General features: G+C 65.4%; 17 protein-coding genes. 7 read left to right on the top strand and 10 right to left on the bottom strand.

The annotated features are described in order from the left end of the window. Window positions 1–56: 56 nt before the first annotated feature. The 4 genes from ABWL39_RS00085 (at window position 57) to ABWL39_RS00070 (ending at window position 6183) form a co-directional block, all read left to right on the top strand. Window positions 57–1322, top strand: a complete 1266-nt coding sequence (locus tag ABWL39_RS00085; RefSeq protein WP_367786059.1) for an HD-GYP domain-containing protein — start codon at window positions 57–59, stop codon at window positions 1320–1322. A 2-nt stretch (window positions 1323–1324) separates the two neighbouring features. After that, window positions 1325–3238 carry an ATP-binding protein gene (locus ABWL39_RS00080; protein ID WP_367786058.1) on the top strand — a complete coding sequence of 638 codons (1914 nt, stop codon included), beginning with the start codon at window positions 1325–1327 and terminating at the stop codon, window positions 3236–3238. A 228-nt stretch (window positions 3239–3466) separates the two neighbouring features. After that, on the top strand, window positions 3467–4243 hold the full coding sequence (pssA, locus tag ABWL39_RS00075) for a CDP-diacylglycerol--serine O-phosphatidyltransferase (RefSeq protein WP_367786056.1): 777 nt from the start codon (window positions 3467–3469) through the stop codon (window positions 4241–4243). A gap of 125 nt (window positions 4244–4368) precedes the next feature. Beyond that, on the top strand, window positions 4369–6183 hold the full coding sequence (locus tag ABWL39_RS00070; protein ID WP_367786054.1) for a 2-isopropylmalate synthase: 1815 nt from the start codon (window positions 4369–4371) through the stop codon (window positions 6181–6183). Between the two features lie 44 nt (window positions 6184–6227). Here ABWL39_RS00070 and ABWL39_RS00065 read toward each other — a convergent pair whose 3' ends face one another. The 3 genes from ABWL39_RS00065 to wrbA are packed head-to-tail and all read right to left on the bottom strand — an operon-like array spanning window position 6228 to window position 7800. Further along, window positions 6228–6851 carry a DUF2238 domain-containing protein gene (locus ABWL39_RS00065; protein WP_367786052.1) on the bottom strand — a complete coding sequence of 208 codons (624 nt, stop codon included), beginning with the start codon at window positions 6849–6851 and terminating at the stop codon, window positions 6228–6230. Window positions 6852–6853: 2 nt separating this feature from the next. Continuing rightward, window positions 6854–7210 carry a DUF2069 domain-containing protein gene (locus ABWL39_RS00060; protein WP_367786050.1) on the bottom strand — a complete coding sequence of 119 codons (357 nt, stop codon included), beginning with the start codon at window positions 7208–7210 and terminating at the stop codon, window positions 6854–6856. Beyond that, a complete protein-coding gene (gene wrbA / locus ABWL39_RS00055) occupies window positions 7207–7800 on the bottom strand; it encodes an NAD(P)H:quinone oxidoreductase (protein ID WP_367786049.1) in 594 nt (197 codons plus the stop codon). Before wrbA ends, ABWL39_RS00060 begins: the two co-directional genes overlap by 4 nt. Window positions 7801–7822: 22 nt before the next feature. On the opposite strand from wrbA, the gene ABWL39_RS00050 reads away from it, so the two are divergent. Beyond that, window positions 7823–9127, top strand: a complete 1305-nt coding sequence (locus ABWL39_RS00050) for a YihY family inner membrane protein (RefSeq protein ID WP_367786047.1) — start codon at window positions 7823–7825, stop codon at window positions 9125–9127. A gap of 26 nt (window positions 9128–9153) precedes the next feature. On the opposite strand, the gene bioA is transcribed toward ABWL39_RS00050, so the two are convergent. Then, a complete protein-coding gene (bioA, locus tag ABWL39_RS00045) occupies window positions 9154–10458 on the bottom strand; it encodes an adenosylmethionine--8-amino-7-oxononanoate transaminase (protein ID WP_367786046.1) in 1305 nt (434 codons plus the stop codon). 68 nt (window positions 10459–10526) lie between these two features. On the opposite strand from bioA, the gene yacG reads away from it, so the two are divergent. Continuing rightward, entirely contained in the window at window positions 10527–10724 is a 198-nt protein-coding gene (gene yacG / locus ABWL39_RS00040) for a DNA gyrase inhibitor YacG (RefSeq protein WP_367786045.1), read from the top strand. Here the strand turns inward: yacG and ABWL39_RS00035 are convergent. The 6 genes from ABWL39_RS00035 to mutY form a co-directional block, all read right to left on the bottom strand. Further along, complete coding sequence (locus ABWL39_RS00035; protein ID WP_367786044.1) at window positions 10717–11715, bottom strand: 2-hydroxyacid dehydrogenase; 999 nt, start codon at window positions 11713–11715, stop codon at window positions 10717–10719. The two genes, yacG and ABWL39_RS00035, sit on opposite strands and share 8 nt — an antisense overlap. A gap of 35 nt (window positions 11716–11750) precedes the next feature. Further along, window positions 11751–12137, bottom strand: a complete 387-nt coding sequence (locus ABWL39_RS00030; RefSeq protein ID WP_367786043.1) for a hypothetical protein — start codon at window positions 12135–12137, stop codon at window positions 11751–11753. Continuing rightward, window positions 12134–13084, bottom strand: a complete 951-nt coding sequence (locus ABWL39_RS00025) for a Nudix family hydrolase (protein WP_367786042.1) — start codon at window positions 13082–13084, stop codon at window positions 12134–12136. The genes ABWL39_RS00030 and ABWL39_RS00025 overlap by 4 nt, the downstream gene beginning before the upstream one ends. Next, window positions 13081–13953 carry an ATP-binding protein gene (locus ABWL39_RS00020; protein WP_367786040.1) on the bottom strand — a complete coding sequence of 291 codons (873 nt, stop codon included), beginning with the start codon at window positions 13951–13953 and terminating at the stop codon, window positions 13081–13083. Before ABWL39_RS00020 ends, ABWL39_RS00025 begins: the two co-directional genes overlap by 4 nt. A gap of 85 nt (window positions 13954–14038) precedes the next feature. After that, complete coding sequence (gene argJ / locus ABWL39_RS00015) at window positions 14039–15265, bottom strand: bifunctional glutamate N-acetyltransferase/amino-acid acetyltransferase ArgJ (RefSeq protein ID WP_367786038.1); 1227 nt, start codon at window positions 15263–15265, stop codon at window positions 14039–14041. A gap of 98 nt (window positions 15266–15363) precedes the next feature. Beyond that, complete coding sequence (gene mutY / locus ABWL39_RS00010; RefSeq protein WP_367786037.1) at window positions 15364–16419, bottom strand: A/G-specific adenine glycosylase; 1056 nt, start codon at window positions 16417–16419, stop codon at window positions 15364–15366. A gap of 174 nt (window positions 16420–16593) precedes the next feature. Between mutY and ABWL39_RS00005 the strand changes: the two genes are divergently transcribed. Beyond that, window positions 16594–17787 (top strand): ABC transporter substrate-binding protein, encoded by a 1194-nt coding sequence (locus ABWL39_RS00005; RefSeq protein ID WP_367786035.1) that lies wholly within the window; start codon window positions 16594–16596, stop codon window positions 17785–17787. The last annotated feature ends 192 nt before the right edge of the window (window positions 17788–17979 follow it).

Here is a 17979-nt window from a genome sequence, read left to right as displayed (position 1 = left end):
CCTAGTTGCCGCCTTGCGCGTAAGCAAGGTGAGCCCCAGCCACCATGGTGTCACAGATGTCAGACTCGTTACCCGTCATATCGGTCGACCAGCTGGTCATTGGTCTATATGTCCACCTCGATCTGCGCTGGACCGACCATCCATTCACCTTCAACAACTTCAAGCTCAAGTCGCCGGATCAGATCGACACGATTCGCAGCCTCGGCCTGGAAAATGTCCGCTACGACCCGGCGAAAAGTGACGTACCGCCAGGCCCGGTGCCCACCACGCCGCAGCCCGTGCCACCTCCGCCACCACAGCAATCCCCACAACAGGCGGCCAAGCTCGCACGCATGGAGCGCCTGAGCAAGCAGCGTGAGGCGATCGCCGCGACCGAGCGGGAATTCATGTCCGCCGCCGGCAGCATCAAGAACATCACGCGCAACCTGTTCTCACGCCCGGCCGAGGCGATGGAGGAAGCCAACGCGCTGGTGACACAGATGGTCGAATCCCTGCTCACCGACCGCGACGTCGCCATCCACCTGATGAACGACAAGGTGGCTGGCGAAGAGGTGTACTACCATTCCCTCAACGTCGCCGTGCTTGCCATGATTCTCGGCAAGGAGAGCGGCCGGACACCGGACGAGATCAAGACCATCGGCGTCGGCTCGCTGTTCCACGACATCGGCAAGCTCGAAATCCCCGAGCGCATCCTGATGAAGACCGAGCCGCTGACCAAGGCAGAAGCCGACTTCATGCGCCAGCATTGCGCCTACGGCCTCACCATCACAAAGAAGCTCGGGCTGCCGACCGAGGTGCTGGCGGTGATCGCCCAGCATCATGAGGCGATGGACGGCAGCGGCTACCCAACGGGCTGCAAGGGCGACAAGATCACGCGCGCGGCCCAGGTGGTCGCCATCGTCAATGCCTACGACAACCTGTGCAATCCGATCAACCTCAACCAGGCGGTAACGCCCCACGAGGCGCTGTCGCTGCTGTTTGCCCAGCAACGCGCACGCTATGAATCGCATGCGCTGAACACCTTCATCCGCTGCCTGGGGGTGTTCCCGCCCGGCACGGTGGTGCGGCTGTCGAACGACATGCTGGGCATCGTGATGTCGGTCAATTCGAGCAAGCCGCTGAAGCCCGCGGTACTGGTCTATGATCCGGATATCCCCAAGAACGAGGCAATCATCGTCGACCTCGAAAATGAAAGCGACCTCAATATCGCCAAGGCGATCCGCCCAGGGCAGCTGCCGCGTCCGGTCTATGAATACCTGAGCCCACGCAAGCGCGTGACCTACTACTTCGACGCACCTGGCCAAGCCGGCAAGCCCGCCTGAGCATGATGATCTCCCCAAGCGACCTCTCGGTCATGATGCTGGCAGCCAGTGACGAGCTGCTGCTGGTGGTCGACCCCAGCAATCGGCACATCGTCGCCGCCAACCCGCGGGCCGCGACGATGCTGGGGCTGACGGTGGACGAGCTGATCGGCCGCCCGATCACCGACCTCGAGCGCTCGCTGCCGGACATGTTCTACTGGAACGAAGTCGCCAGCGGACATCACCAGGAGATCGCACTGGCCGAGGGGCTCTATGCCCGCACCGATGGCAGCCTGCTGGCAGTCGAGAAGTCCATTCGCGCCATCGAAAGCAATGGCCAGGACTGGCTGGTGATCCGTGCGCGCGACGCCCAGGCGCGGCAGAATGTCGAATCCGAGCTGGAACACGCGATGTCGATGCTGCGGGCGACACTCGAGTCGGTGGCGGAAGGCATTCTCGTCATCGACCTGCACGGCAACATCGGCAACTTCAATCACCGTTTTGCCGAGCTTTGGCAGCTGCCGTCCGAGCTGCTGCGCGAAGGCGACGATCAGGTGCTGTTCGACCGCATCTGGGGCCAGTGCAAGGACTCCGAGCAGGTCTGCGAGCGCTTCCTGGAATTACGCGAGGCGCGCGACAGCCTCAGTTTCGACACGCTGGAACTGCTCGACGGCCGCGTCTTCGAATGCCGCTCCTGCCCCCAGATGTGGCGTGACCAGGTGCTGGGCCGCGTGTTCAGCATCACCGACATCACCGAGCGCATGGCCGTACAGCACGAACTGGCCGATGCACGCGACAAGGCCTTGGCGGCCTCACGAGCCAAGTCGGATTTTCTGTCGCAGATGAGCCATGAGCTGCGCACCCCGCTGAACGCCATCATCGGCTTCGCCGAATTGCTGCAGGAGGAGCTGGGCCAGGAGCAGCAGGCTTCGCTGCAGGCGATCACCGGTGCCGGCTGGCACCTGCTGGACCTGATCAACGAAGTGCTCGATCTGGCCAAGGTCGAGGCCGGGCGCCTGACGGTGGAGAGCAAACCGGTCGAGCTGAGCGCGCTGCTGCACGATTGCCTGACGCTGGTGGCGCCGCTTGCGGAGCGCCGCGCCGTGCGGCTGGCACCACTGGCCGCCGGGCAGGCCTGCTGGGTGATGGGGGACGAGCGGCGCCTGCGTCAGGTCGCGTTCAACCTGTTGTCCAACGCCATCAAGTACAACCGCGAGCAGGGCGAGGTAAGCCTGCATCTCGAACGGCAAGCCAACACCATGACGCTCGCCGTGCGCGACACCGGCATCGGGGTCAGTGCCGAGGATCAAGCCAAGCTGTTCCAGCCTTTCTCGCGCGTCGGCAGCAAGCAGAAGACCGAGGAAGGCGCCGGCATCGGCCTGTCGTTCACCCGCCAGCTGCTGCAGCTGATGGGCGGCGACATCAGCCTGCAGAGCGAGCCGGGGCGCGGCAGCGTGTTTACCGTCAACATTCCCGCCGCCGAGCCGCCACGCGCGTCTCAGCCCACGGCAGCGGCGCCCATGGCGCCAGCACCGGGCACCGACGACATCACGGTGCTCTACATCGAGGATGATCCGGTCTCGCGCTTGCTGCTGACACGCGTCTTTGCCAAGCAGGCGACGATCAGGTTCTTCACGGCGGACTCGGGCGCCAGCGGCATCGCGCTGTGCGAGGAGATCCACCCTACCCTGGTGCTCAGCGACATGAACCTGGGCGACATGACGGGCGTGGAGATCCTGCAGGCCTTGCGCAACCGGCCGACCACCTGCCAGGTGCCGGTCTGGGCACTGTCGGCGAACGCCATGCCGAGCGACATCGCGGAGGGCCTGTCGGCCGGATTCGAACGTTACCTGACCAAGCCGGTGGACGTGGCCGCGCTGCTCAACGCCATCCGCAGCTGGGCCACATCTCAGCCGGGAACGGAATTCGACATTTAGACAGCCCCGGCCATCGGCGACCGCCGAGACCGCCCGCACACCAGCACCAGCCAGACGCCGGAGAGGCCCACCCCAAGCGCGTGGTGAGAACCCGCCCCGTGTTTTGCGTTAAAATGGCGCGGTTTGACCACACACAATATCGGCCAGGCCGCCTGCCACCCGCAGATTGCCGTCCCGCCAGGCTGGCGATACGCCGCCACGCCCTACCTAACCTGCTCCCGGAGGCCCATGCATCCGTTTAATCGACGTCGCGACGATCGCGACATGACGCTGCGCCAGCAAAGTATCTACCTGCTGCCCAACCTGTTTACCACGGCAGCCCTGTTCGGCGGCTTCTTCGCCATCGTGCAGGCCATGAATGGCCGCTTCATCCTCGCCTCGGTCGCCATTTTCGTGGCCATGGTGCTGGATGGCCTGGATGGCCGGGTCGCCCGCCTGACCCACACCCAGAGCGCCTTCGGTGCCGAGTACGACAGCCTGTCCGACATGGTCAGCTTCGGCATCGCCCCCGCGCTGGTGGCCTACGTCTGGATGCTCAAGAGCATGGGCAAGCTCGGCTGGACCGTGGCCTTCGTCTATGCCGTCGGTGCCGCGCTGCGTCTGGCGCGCTTCAACACCATGCTGGCGGTGCAGGACAAGCGCTGGTTCCAGGGCCTGCCCAGCCCGGCGGCCGCCGCGCTGGTGGCGGGCTTTGTGTGGATCTGCAACGAATACGAGATCGACGGCCCGGCGATCAAGTGGATGATGCTGGCGTTCACACTGTTCGCCGGCCTGACCATGGTCAGCAATGTGCCGTTCTACAGCTTCAAGGAGCTCAATGCGCGCAAGGCGGTGCCGTTCGTCGCGCTGCTCGCCGTCGTCGTGTTCATCGTGATGATCTCCGTCGAGCCGCCCATGGTGCTGTTTGGCCTGTTCGTCTGCTATGCGCTGTCAGGCTACCTGATTGCCCTGCTGCGCCTCAGACGCAACAAGCAGGACGATACGCAGGATACCGGCCCCCAGTAATTTTGACTTAATGTCTAAAAAAGCCGCATCACCAACTACCCATCTCTAAAAATGCGTCAAATTTAATTTGACGCATTGTCCAAATCTCACTATCCTGCTCATCAAGTTGATAGCAGGATAGTGCCATGTCGTTCGACATCGATCGTCTAATCGCCGACTTCGGCGGCCCCACCAAGCTCGCGGAAGACTTCAACCGCATCTTCCCCAACGAGCCCTTGTCGCGTGCAGCCATCTATAAGTGGCGCGAGCGTGGCAGCATTCCTGCCAGCTATATCGCCCGCATCTCCGAGGTGGCATCCTCGCTGGGCCGCCCATTCAACATTCACGCCTATTCCGTCAACACGATTTCGAACAACCCGTCGGGTGCGAACAGCCCGGCTTCCAGGAGCACCCCAGCCATGAGCGATCGTTTGTACATCTTCGACACCACCTTGCGCGACGGCGAGCAGAGCCCCGGCGCATCGATGACCAAGGAAGAAAAAATCCGCGTCGCCCGCCAGCTGGAAAAACTCGGCGTGGATGTCATCGAGGCCGGCTTTGCCGCTGCCAGCCCCGGTGACTTCGAGGCGATCAAGGCGATCGCCGAGATCGTCAGGGAATCGACCATCTGTTCGCTCGCCCGCGCCAACGAGAACGACGTACGCCGTGCCGGCGAGGCGATCAAGCCGGCCGCCCGGGGCCGCATCCACACCTTCATCGCGACCAGCCCGATCCACATGCAGAACAAGCTGCGCATGAGCGAGGATCAGGTCGTCGAGGCGGCGGTAAAGGCCGTCAAGATCGCCCGCGAGTACACCGACGATGTCGAATTCTCGGCCGAGGATGCCGTGCGTTCGGAGATGGATTTCCTCGTCCGCGTGTTCGACGCCGTGATCCAGGCTGGCGCGAAGACCATCAATGTGCCCGATACCGTCGGCTATTCGATTCCCGCGCAATGGGGCGAGCGCATGCGCCAGCTGATCGAGCGCGTGCCCAATTCGGACCAGGTGATCTGGTCCACCCACTGCCACAACGACCTGGGTATGGCCGTCGCCAACTCGCTCGCGGCAGTCGCCAACGGCGCGCGCCAGGTCGAATGCACGATCAACGGCCTTGGCGAGCGGGCTGGCAATGCCTCGCTCGAAGAAGTGGTGATGGCGGTGAAGACGCGCCGTGACCTGTTCAATGTCGAAACACGCATCGATACCACACAGATCGTGGCGTCGAGCAAGCTGGTATCGACCATCACCGGCTACCCGGTGCAGCCGAACAAGGCCATCGTCGGCGCCAACGCCTTTGCCCACGAATCGGGCATCCATCAGGATGGCGTGCTCAAGCACCGCGAGACCTACGAGATCATGCGCGCCGAAGATGTGGGCTGGCACGCCAACAAACTCACGCTGGGCAAGCTTTCCGGCCGCAACGCGTTCCGCACGCGGCTGAAGGAGCTCGGCATCGAACTGGAAAGCGAAGAGGCGCTGAACGCCGCCTTCGCCCGCTTCAAGGAGCTCGCCGACAAGAAGAGCGAGATCTTTGACGAAGACTTGCACGCGCTGGTCAGCGACGAGCTGATCACCCATGAGCAGGAGGACTACAAGTTCGTCTCGCTCGCGACCCACACGGAGACCGGAGAACAGCCGGCAGCCGAAATCGTGTTCGTTGATCACGGCCACGAGAAACGTAGCAAGGCCACGGGCTCCGGCCCGGTGGACGCCACCTTCAAGGCCATCGAAAGCGTTGTTGAGAGCCACGCCGAACTGCAGCTGTACTCGGTCAACGCGATCACCAGCGGTACCGATAGCCAGGGCGAAGTGACAGTACGGCTGGCGCGCGACGGCCGCATCGTCAACGGCCAGGGGGCGGATACGGACATCATCGCCGCCTCCGCCAAGGCCTACCTCTCGGCGCTGAACAAGCTGTCGAGCAAGGCAGAGAAGGTTCAGGCTCAGCCGCTGGTGTGAGGCATCGAGCCGGCAACACGAGAACGCGCCCGAGGGCGCGTTTTTCATTTCATGGCTGACAACGCCGCCAGCTGGCGGTCATGCAGCCGCGCCAGGCTCAGCTGCGCGGCAAGCGCGCCGATCATCGCGCAGAACATGTCCCACTGGGTGTCCCACACATCGCCCTGGGTGCCGAGGAAGGCATCGGCACCCTGCCCCAGCAGCACGGCGGCCAGCCATTCGACCAGCTCGTAAGCGGCGCTGATGCCGAGGCACATCAGCACGATGATGAAGAACAGCAGCTTACCCGGCTTGAGCGCGGTGTTGCGCAGCAGGATCTCGCGAATCGCGATGGCCGGCACGAAACCCTGCATCAGGTGGCCGACGCGGTCGTAATAGTTGCGCGCGAGGCCGAATTCGTCGCGCAGCCAGTTGAACGCCGGCACCTCGGCATAGGTGTAGTGGCCGCCCACCAGCAGCACCAGCGCATGCAACCAGACCAGCAGGTAGAGCAGGCTGGTGAGCGGAAAGCGGGCCCGCGTCAGCACCATCACGGCCAGCGCAATGCCGGCCGGCGCAACCTCCATGCCCCAGGTGCCGGCATCATGGGGCTGCCAGCCCGACCAGCATGAAGCGGCAAGAAAGCTGATCAGCAATACCCAGAGCAGGCGAGTCTGGCCGGTCTGCATGGTTATACTCCCGCTGCAAGGCGCTTCATGGCGCGCGCGTAATAGATCACGCAGACGAAGAACAGCATCGATAAGGCGACCTCGATCTGCGCCAGCATCTGCGACAGTCCGTGGTCCGACCAGCCGCGCACCACACCCTCGGTGAAATAGATCAGGATGAACATGCTCGACCACTGGTAGGTGTAGACCTTGCCGCGCAGGATGCCGAACAGCGGGAACAGCAGGAACACCACCTTGAGCACGAGCCACGATCCGCCCGGGCGGATCGGCGCGAGCCACAGCTCCCAGGCGAGGCAGAGAAAGATCAGCGCGGTCAGGCTTGCGACCGAGCCGAGATAGAGCAGACGATTCAGGTTCATTTGGCGAGTTTCAGTGCGGTCTCGGCGAGGCGGCGGCCCAGCGCGAGACACAGTTGTTTTTCATGTTCGGATACCGGCTGGTCGGACATCATGCCCGCCACGTGGCTGGCGCCGTAAGGGGTGCCGCCGGTCTGCGTCAGGTTGAGCGCAGGCTCGGTGAACGGCAGGCCGACCAGCACCATGCCGTGATGCAACAGCGGCAGCATCATGCTGATCAGCGTCGCCTCGTTGCCGCCGTGCATGGCGCCGCTGCTCGTGAACACGCAGGCGGGCTTGCCGGCGAGCGTGCCGCGCGTCCATTCGCTGGCCGTGCCATCCCAGAAATACTTCATCGGTGCGGCCATGTTGCCGAAGCGGGTCGGGCTGCCCAGCGCGACGGCGATGCACTCGTCGAGGTCCTGCCGCTCCACATAGGGCGCGCCGCTGTCGGGAATGGCGGGCTCGCTGGCTTCGCACACGGTCGAGACCTTGGGCACGGTGCGCAGGCGCGCGCGGCAGCCGGCGACACCCTCGACGCCGCGTGCAACGAGCTGGGCGAGCTGTTTCACGGCGCCGTGATGGCTGTAATAAAGAACCAGAATATCGTGCATGGGACGGGGGATGGAAAAACGGATGCGCTATTATATTGGGCAAAGACCAATCCCGCCGCCGATTTCCCCCGACACCATGCTGCTGACGCTGATCGACCGTGCCAAGCGCACGCCCCTGCACGCCCCCGCCGGCTTCCTGCGTTATGTCTTCACGCGCTTCCAGCAGGACCAGTGCCTGCAGACCGCCGGCAGCCTGACCTTCACCACGCTGCTGGCGCTGGTGCCCTTCCTGACCATCGTGCTGATGATCTTCTCGGCCTTCCCGGTGTTCGAGAGCTTCAGCAACCAGTTCAAGGTCTTCCTGCTGACCAACCTGGTGCCGACCTCGTCGGGCAAGATCATCACCGTGTACATGCGGCAGTTTTCCGATAACGCGGCGAAGCTCACCGCGGTCGGCATCATCACGCTGGGCGTCACCTCGCTGATGATGATCCTCACCATCGAGCGCGCCTTCAACGCCATCTGGCGCGTGACCACGCCACGCCCCATGTTCCGCCGCATCATCATGTACTGGGCGGCGCTGACGCTGGGCCCGATCATCATCGGCGCCAGCCTGAGCCTGACCTCATGGCTGCTCACGCAGTCGATGGATTACGCCAAGGAGGTGCCCTTCGGCGAGGCGGCGCTGGCCAGTAGCGTGCAGCTCTTGCTCGGCATGGCGACCTTCTCGCTGCTGTACTACGCCGTGCCGAACTGCGAGGTGCCGGTGAAGCATGCGCTGACGGCCGGCGCCGTGGCGGCGGTGGTGTTCGAGTTCGTGAAGCGGGGCTTTGCCGTCTACATCAAGGGCATGGGCAGCTACAAGCTGGTGTATGGCGCATTTTCGAGCTTCCCGATCTTCCTGCTGTGGCTGTATGTGATGTGGGCCACCATCCTGTTCGGCGCCGTGCTGTCGGCCAGCCTGTCGTACTGGGAAACCCAGGCCTGGCGCCGCAAGCCGCTCGTCGGGCGCAGCTTCTTCGACGCCATCCGCGTGCTGGTGCAGCTCTATCACGCCCAGCAGCGCGGCGAGGCACCCTCCGCCAGGCAGCTGCAGAAGAAGCTGCACTGCGGGCTCGACCAACTGTCGCAGCTGCTCGCGCGGCTGCACAAGGCCCAGCTGATCGACCGCAACGACGGAAACGGCTGGCTGCTGCGCCGCAGCGCCGAGCGCATCACCCTGGCCGAACTGTACCACCTGCTGGTCATGGTGCAGCTTCGCCCCGACCGCATGCACCCGCAGGAACAGGCACTGGCGGCCTTTCTGGCCGGGCCGCTGGGGCAGATCGAGGGCGCGCTGGCAATGGATCTGAAAGACCTGGCGGAGCGTGCCGGGCTCGACGGCTGACACCCACCACGGCCAGCACCCGTAGCCTAGGCCTGCTCCAGCATGTCGAGCGCGGCCGAAACGAACAGGCTGACTTCCTCGCCGTCGACCACATAGGGCGGCATGAAATATACCGTATTGCCCATCGGGCGGATCAGCACGCCGTGCTCCATCGCCAGGCAGAAGGCCCAGCTGGCAAAATCGGGCCGCGCGGTGTCGACCTCGAAGGCCCAGATCATGCCGAGGTGGCGGAAGTGCCGCACCTTGGCGTGGTGCATGATCGGCTCCATCAGCGCCGTGAACCAGGCGGCACGCACGCGATTGCTCTCGATCACCTCCTCATGTTCGAAGATGTCGAGCACCGCCAGCGCCGCACGGCAGGCCAACGCATTGCCGGTGTAGCTATGGCTGTGCAGGAAGCCGCGCGTGACATCGTCGTGGTAGAAGCCGGCATAGACCTCATCGGTCGTCAGCACGGCCGACAACGCCAGGTAGCCGCCGGTGATGCCCTTCGACAGGCAAAGGAAATCCGGCTTGATGCCGGCCTGCTGATGCGCCCACATCGTGCCGGTGCGGCCAAAGCCGACCGCGATCTCGTCGGCGATCAGATGCACCTGGTAGCGGTCGCACAGCTCGCGCGCGCGCCGCAGGTAGGCCGGGTGGTACATCGCCATGCCGGCCGCGCCCTGCACCAGCGGCTCGACGATCAGCGCGGCGGTGCTCGCGTGGTGCTGCGCCAGGAAGTCGGCCAGCGCATCGGCGCAGCGCAGCGCATAGGTCTCGTGGCTCTCGCCGGGTGCGGCCAGGCGCCAGTCGGGGCTCGGCACCTGGTGGCTGTGGCGCAGCAGCGGCGCATAGGTGTCGCGGAACAAGGCCACGTCGGTCACCGACAGCGCGCCCAGCGTCTCACCGTGATAGCTGTGCTGCAGGCTGACGAAGCCTACCTTGTCGCCACGCCCGGCGTTGCGCCAGTAGTGAAAGCTCATCTTGAGCGCGATCTCGGTCGCCGAGGCGCCATCCGAGCCGTAGAAGGCATGGCCCAGGCCGGTCAGCGCCGCCAGCCGCTCGGACAGCTCGACCACCGGCCGCTGGGTAAAGCCGGCCAGGATCACGTGTTCGAGCGTATCGAGCTGCGCCTTGATGGCATCGCCGATGAGCGGGTTGCAGTGGCCGAACAGGTTGACCCACCAGCTCGATACCCCGTCGAGATAGCGCTTGCCGTCGAAGTCGATCAGCCACGGCCCTTCACCGCGCTCGATCGGCACCAGCGGCAGCGTCTCGTGGCGCTTCATCTGCGTGCACGGGTGCCATACGGCCTGCCGGCTGCGCGCCAGCCAGTCTTGGTTGCTCATGCTGCTTCCTTGCAAAATGTCGATCGGTGCTGTGTTAGCATGCGCCGACCCGTTTCGTGTTGCCGACCATGTCCGAGCCCAAAAAAACCATCCGCTACGTCCCCTGCCCGAGCTGCGGCGCACAGGTCGCCTGGCTGTCTGAGAACGCGTTCCGGCCGTTCTGCTCCGAGCGCTGCAAGCTGATTGACCTCGGCCAGTGGGCCAACGAGCAATACCGCATTCCGACCAAGGACGACACGCCGCCGGACGACGACGTGCTCAGCTGAGCTGTACTTCGTTCTCCAGCGCCTCGCCACGCTCGAAGGCGCGCACATTAGCCAGCGTCGTGTGGGCGATATTGTCGAGCGCCTCGCGCGTCAGAAAGCCCTGGTGCGAGGTGATCAGCACGTTGGGGAAGGTCAGCAGGCGCGCCAGCTGGTCATCCTGCAACGGCGCCTCGGACAGATTCTCGAAGAACACCCCCTCCTCCAGCTCGTAGACGTCGAGCCCCACCCCGCCGAGGCGCCCCGACTTGAGCGCGGCGATCACCGCGTGCGTGTCGATCAGCGCGCCGCGGCTGGTGTTGACGATCAGCGCCCCGGGCTTCATGCGCGCAATCGCGTGGGTGTCGATCAGGTGACGGCTCTGCGGCGTCAACGGCAGGTGCAGCGACACTACGTCGGCCTGCGCCAGGACCTCGTCCATGCTTGCATACTCGAAGCCCAGCCGCTCGGCCAAGGCCGTGTCCCGTCCCAGATCATAGACCAGCGTACGGCAGCCGAAGCCGCGCGCGATGCCGATGGCCGCCTGGCCGATGCGCCCGGCGCCGACGATGCCTATCGTCTTGCCATGCAGATCGAAGCCAACCAGCCCGTCGAGCGAGAAATTGCCGTCGCGCACGCGGCCGTAGGCGCGGTGCGTCTTGCGCACCAGCGTCAGCAGCAGCGCGAAGGCGTGCTCGGCCACCGCATGCGGCGAGTAGGCCGGCACGCGCACCACGCGCAGGCCGAGACGGTTGGCCTCGGCAATGTCGACCGCGTTGAAGCCGGCCGCACGCAAGGCCACCAGCCGCACACCGGCCCGCGCCAGCACGCCGAGCGCGGCGGCGTCGAGCCTGTCGTTGACGAAGGGGCAGACCACGTCGAAGCCGCCGGCAAGCTCGGCCGTCTGCGCGTTCAGGCGCGGCTCGAAAAAGCACAGCTCATGGCCGAATGCGGCGTTGGCGTGCTCGAGCGCCTCGCGGTCGTAGCGGTGGGTATCGAAGACGGCAATGCGCATGGGGCCTCCGGGCCTGCCGGTCGAGGCAGGGATGGTTAATGGCTGGAAAACGGTACGGTGACGGCCTCGCCGTCCACGCTCAGCGTCATGAGCCAGTCGCGGCGTCCTTGCACGCAGACGGGCAGCATGACCTTGGCGGCCCAGTTTCCGTCATTTGCGGCGAGCAGGCGATACTGGTTACTCCCCATATCCATGCCGCGCATGGCAAAGCTGGCCTTGACCTCGCGCGCCTGCGCAACCTTCACGGCCACGTCGAACGGCGCCATCGCCGTGATGGGCTGGCCGAAGCGCAGGCTGACTTCGCGCTCGCCCACCTTGAAACGGCAGCCCGCCGCCGGGTCGGCACAGGTCACAGACGGCGGCGGCTGGTCCGGCCCGCTGCAGGCGGCCAGCAACACGAGCGGCGCGAGCCAGCGCCTCACCAGGCCTGCCTCAGCATCGCGATGCCGTGCGCGCCGTGGGCCTGTGCGGTAGCAAGGTCGCCCGGCGCAAGGCCGCCGAGCGCGTAGATCGGGAATGGCCAGCCATGCGCGTGCAGCGCGCGGAAGGCCTCCCAGCCCAGCGCCGGCTGGCCCGGGTGCGAGGCCGTCGGCTGCGCCGGGCCGAGCAAGGCATAGTCGAGGCCGAGCCGCGCCACCTGTTCGAGCTCGCGCAGATCGTGACAGGAGGCGCCGACCCAAGGCAGATCGGGGCGCTCGCCGGCCGCCAGCAGCGCACCGCTCGACAGGTGCACGCCATCCACCCCCGCCTCGTGGGCCAGCGTCACATCGCCGTTGATCAATACCTTGGCGCCAAAGGGCCGGGCGCGGGCCACGACTTCGCGGGCAAAGGCCAGCTGCTGCTCACGTGGCCAGCTCTTCTCGCGCACCTGGATCAGCCTGAGACCACGCTCCAGCGCGGCCTCCAGCCTTGCCAGCAGCGGCGCGGCGCCCCATTCCTGGGCATTGGTGATCGCATACAGCTCAGGCAGCGCCAGTGCGCGGAAGATCGGCGTATTGGCCGGCAGCACCGGCGACACGTCGAGCACGCCGGCACGCTGCCAGGCGAACTGCTGGCCCTCGTGCGGATGCGGCTCGCCGCGCCAGCGGTGGACGAGAAAGAAATTCAGGCACACCTTGGCGTGCGGATAGGTGAATACCTGCGTGAGCCACGGCGTGGCGTGCTCGACCTCGATGCCGAGCTCCTCGCGCAATTCGCGCGTCAGCGCATCGGCGCGTGCCTCGCCGGGCTCGACCTTGCCGCCGGGAAATTCCCAGTAGCCCGCGTAGACCTTGCCCTCGGGCCGGCTGGCGAGAAAGAAACTACCGTCGGGCTGGCGCAGCACCCCTGCGACGACATCGACGATCTTGTCCTCCACCGTGTCGCTCATGCGGCGCCATCCTGCAGGCGGCCGGCCCAGTCGCGGGCAAACTGCCAGGCCACGCGGCCCGAGCGCATGCCACGCGATAGCGACCACTGCAGCGCCTCGCGCGTCACCAGTTGGCCATCGACATCGGCCACGCCGAAGTGACCGAGCCAGTGGCGCACCGCGGCCAGGTATTCATCCTGGCCGAACGGGTAGAACGACACCCACAGGCCGAAGCGCTCGGACAGCGAGACCTTTTCCTCGACCGCCTCGGCCGGGTGGATTTCCTCGCCGACGTGGCGCGTACGCTCGTTCTCGTGGAAATACTCGGGCAGCAGGTGGCGGCGGTTTGACGTCGCGTAGATCAGCAGGTTGTCGGTGGCGGCCGCCACCGAGCCGTCGAGCGCCGACTTGAGTGCCTTGTAGCCGGCCTCGCCCTCGTCGAAGGACAGGTCATCGCAGAAGATCACATAGCGCTCGGGGCGCTCGGCGATCAGATCGACGATGTCGGGCAGATCGACCAGATCGGATTTGTCCACCTCGATCAGGCGCAGGCCATGGCCCGCGAACTCGTTGAGCACCGCCTTCACCAGCGAGGACTTGCCGGTGCCGCGCGCGCCGGTCAGCAGCACGTTGTTGGCGGGCTTGCCGTGCACGAACTGGCGCGTGTTCTGCTCGATCAGCCGCTTCTGCCGGTCGATATTGTGCAGGTCGGCCAGGCCGATCCTGTGCAGGTGATGCACGGCTTCGAGAAAGCCGCGCCCCTGGCGCTTGCGCCAGCGGTAGGCCACGGCATCCCAGGCCACGTCTGGCACGGCAGGCGGCAGGATCTGTTCGAGCCGGTCGATCAGCTGCTCGGCACGCGCAACGAGGTGTTCGAGGGGCAGGGTCATGGGGGGTCCAATACAGGGAGGGCGGCCATCAGGCGGGGCGGCGGGTGAGCCGCGGGCGCGATGCCCGCGGCACTTGGGACAGGGATCAGGTACGGTAGTCGGCGTTGATGCGCACGTAGTCGTAGGAGAAGTCGCAGGTCCACACCGTGGTCTCGGCCGGGCCGCGCTTGAGCAGCACGCGGATGGTGATCTCGGACTGCTTCATCACGCGCTGGCCGTCCTCTTCCTTGTAGTCGGGGTTGCGGCCGCCGTCCTTGGCGACCCACACACCGTCGAGGTAGAGGTCGATCAGGCTCACGTCGAGATCGCCGATGCCGGCATAGCCGACGGCCGCCAGGATGCGACCGAGGTTCGGGTCGGAGGCGAAGAACGCCGTCTTCACCAGCGGCGAATGGGCGATCGCATAGGCCACGGCCTTCACCTCATCCTCGTTCCTGCCGCCTTCAACCTTGACGCTGATGAACTTGGTCGCGCCTTCGCCATCGCGCACGATGGCCTGCGCCAGCCATTGCGACACCTCGGTCACGGCATCGCGCAGCGCGGCGAACTCGGCGCTGTCGGCATCGTTGAAGCCCGGCACCGCAACCTTGCCCGAGGCGATCAGGATGAAGGAGTCATTGGTCGAGGTATCGCCATCGATCGTGATGCGGTTGAACGAGCGATCCGCCGCGTGGCGCAGCAGTGCCTGCAGCAGCGCCTGCGGCACGGCCGCGTCGGTGGCGACGAAGCCGAGCATGGTCGCCATGTTCGGGCGGATCATGCCGGCGCCCTTGGAGATGCCCGTGATGGTGATGGTCTGGCCGCCGATGGTGACGCGCTTCGACGTCGCCTTGGGCTGGGTGTCGGTGGTCATGATCGCCTCGGCGGCGTTGGCCCAGTTGTCGGCCTTGAGGTCGGCCACCGCGTCGGGCAGGCCGGCGAAGATCTTGTCGACGGGCAGCGGCTCGAGAATCACGCCGGTGGAGAACGGCAGCACCTGCGACGACTTCACGCCGAGCTTGCTCGCCGCCGCCTCGCACACCGCGCGCGCGTCGAGCAGGCCCTTTTCGCCGGTGCCGGCATTGGCGTTGCCGGTGTTGATCACCAGCGCACGGATATTGCCGTGGCCCAGGTGATCCTTGGAAACCAGCACGGGCGCCGCGCAGAAGCGGTTCTGCGTGAACACGCCGGCCACCGAGGCACCTTCGGCCAGGCGCAGCACCAGCACGTCCTTGCGGTTGGGTTTCTTGATACCGGCGCAGGCATAGCCGAGCTCGACCCCGGCGACCGGGAACAATTGGGCGGGATCGATGGCGGGCAGGTTGACGGGCATGGCGATTCCTTAAGGGCAGGGGTTCGGACGCAAAACGCGTATTTTAAACGAGTTTGACTGCAAGTTTGACGGCGGCCACACACAAGCGCCGCCCGACCTCAAAACAGGCTGGCCTGCGGGTTCGACAGCAATTTGCGCAAAGGTTGCGGAATGCCGGCGGCGAGCGCCTGCTCGCGCGTGAACCAGTCCCAGTCCGGCTCAGCGGCAAGCGCCGTGCCGCGCGCCACCTGCAGCGCATGGGGGGTGATGGTGAGACGGAAATGCGTGAACACATGCTCGAAGTCCGCAGCGGCCTGGTCGGCCAGCAGCGTCAGGCCGTGCTGCGTGCAAAAAGTCTCGGCATCGAGCGTGGACGCCACCTCGGGCAGGCACCACAGGCCGCCCCAGATGCCGCTCGGCGGGCGCCGCGTGAGCAGCAGCCGGTCGCCGTCCCAGGCCAGCAGCATGACCGTGGCCCGGCTCGGGATGGCCTTTCTCGGCTTCGGTGCCGGCAGCACGGCGGTCAGGCCGTCGCGCAGGGCAACACAATCCGTGCTGACCGGGCAGGCATCGCAGCGCGGCTTGCCGCGCGTGCAGATGAGGCTGCCCAGGTCCATCTGCGCCTGCGTGTAGGCCTCGATGCCGATGGCCGGCAGCAAGGCCTCGGCCTCGGCCCACAGCCGGGTCTCGATCTTCTTGTCGCCGGGGTAGCCATCCACGCCAAGCCAGCGCGCGAGCACGCGCTTCACGTTGCCGTCGAGAATCGCCCGGCGCTGCCCGAACGAAAACGCACAGATCGCCGCCGCAGTGGAACGCCCAATACCCGGCAGCGCCTCGACCAGCGCGACATCGTCGGGAAACACGCCGCCATGCCCGGCCACAATCTGCTGAGCGGCCTTTTGCAGATTGCGCGCCCGGGTGTAGTAGCCGAGCCCGCTCCAGGCCGCCAGCACGTCGTCGAGCGGCGCCGCGGCCAGCGCGGCGATATCGGGAAAGCGTTCGAGAAAGGCCAGGTAGTAAGGGATCACCGTGGCGACCTGGGTCTGCTGCAGCATGATCTCGGACAACCAGACCCGGTAAGGGTCGCGCGAGTGCTGCCAGGGCAGATCGTGGCGCCCGTGGGCTTGCTGCCAGGCAATCAGGCGGCCTGCAAAATCGTTGCTGGATGGGGGCACGGTCAGGGAAAAAGCGGGAAATATCAGTGGGCTGCCATATTAGCAAAAGCCGCGTCGATGCTATAAGATACGGACGGCGTTTTGCATCGCGCCAGACGGTCCGACTGGCACCGATCTTGCCGGTTTGCCCGGCCCAAAACAATACCAATACCGTTTAAATCGGGTGGAGTCAGAATGAAAAAAAACCTGTTCCGCGCAAGCATGCTTGCCGTCAGCCTTGCCTTTGCCGCCAACGCGTTTGCCGCCGGCGGTGAAATCCGCGTAGGCCAGTCGGTGGCGCTGACCGGCCCGCTGTCTGATTCGGGCAAGGACTACTCGACCGGCATGAAGGCCTATTTCGACTCCATCAACGCCAAGGGCGGCGTGGGCGGCAAGAAGATCACGCTGATCGTGAAAGACGACGCCAGCCTGCCCCCCAAGACTTACCAGAACACCCAGGCACTGATCAACGATAACGTCGACGTGCTGGCCGGCTACACCGGCACCCCCAACATCGCGCTGATCGTGCGCACCAAGGCGCTGCAGAAAGCCAATATCGCGCTGGTCGGCCCGCTCACCGGCGCCGACTCGCTGCGCGCGCCCTACGGCACCGAGGAAAAGGCCGCCGGCCAGGGCAATTACAAGCTCGAGGCCGACTCGATCCAGGAAGGCTACATCCCGCAGCTGTTCCACGTCCGCGCGAGCTACGGCGACGAGGCGCGCAAGATCGTCAAGCAGGCGGTGAGCCTCGGCATGCAGAAGATCGGCGTACTGTATTCCGACGACGCCTTCGGCAAGACCGGCCTTGCCGCCGTGCAGGCCGCGCTGCGCGAGCACAATCTGGAGCTCGCCACCAAGGGCATCTACAACCTCAAGACCAATGCCGTCGGCGACGCAGTGAAGACCATCAACGCGGTGAAGCCACAGGCCATCGTGATGATCGCCAACTCCGACGCAGCCACCGCCTTCGTCAAGCAATACCGCGACCTCGACCCGGGCGCACAGCTGTTCGCGCTGTCCACCGTCGGCTACAAGTCGCTGACCAAGTCCGTGGGCGAAGACGCGCACGGCGTGGGTATCTCGCAGGTGGTGCCGATGCCGTGGAACTCGCTGACCCCCGTATCGAAGGAACACCTGCGGGTCATGAAGGAATTCGCCCCCGACCAGCCGGTCACCTACGCCACGATGGAAGGCCATATCGTCGCCAAGGTCATCGCCGAAGCGGTCAAACGCGGCGGGGTCTCACGCGAGAAGATGTCCGGCGCGCTCGAAAGCCTGAAGGGCTACGACGCGGGCGGCTACATCGTCAACTTCGGCCCGCAGGAACGCCGCGGATCGAAGTATGTCGACATCACCGTGATCAGCAAGGATGGTGAGCTGATGCGCTGATACGCCAGCCGGCAGATGCGCGCCACGCGAGGCGCGCGCCATAAAGCATGGTTGAAAATCGAGTGGCCCGGCCTGAATGACCGGGCCATTTTTCTGCCCGCAGGCAGGGGCGTGTTTTGTGGGCATCGACATGGCGGCGCTGGGTGCAGCCACACGCAAACCGGCGTATGGGTGAAATTGGCGGTGGTTATC

Source organism: Chitinivorax sp. PXF-14 (assembly GCF_040812015.1).
Classification (GTDB): Bacteria; Pseudomonadota; Gammaproteobacteria; order Burkholderiales; family SCOH01; genus JBFNXJ01.
This window is presented reverse-complemented; position numbering and strand designations above follow the sequence as displayed.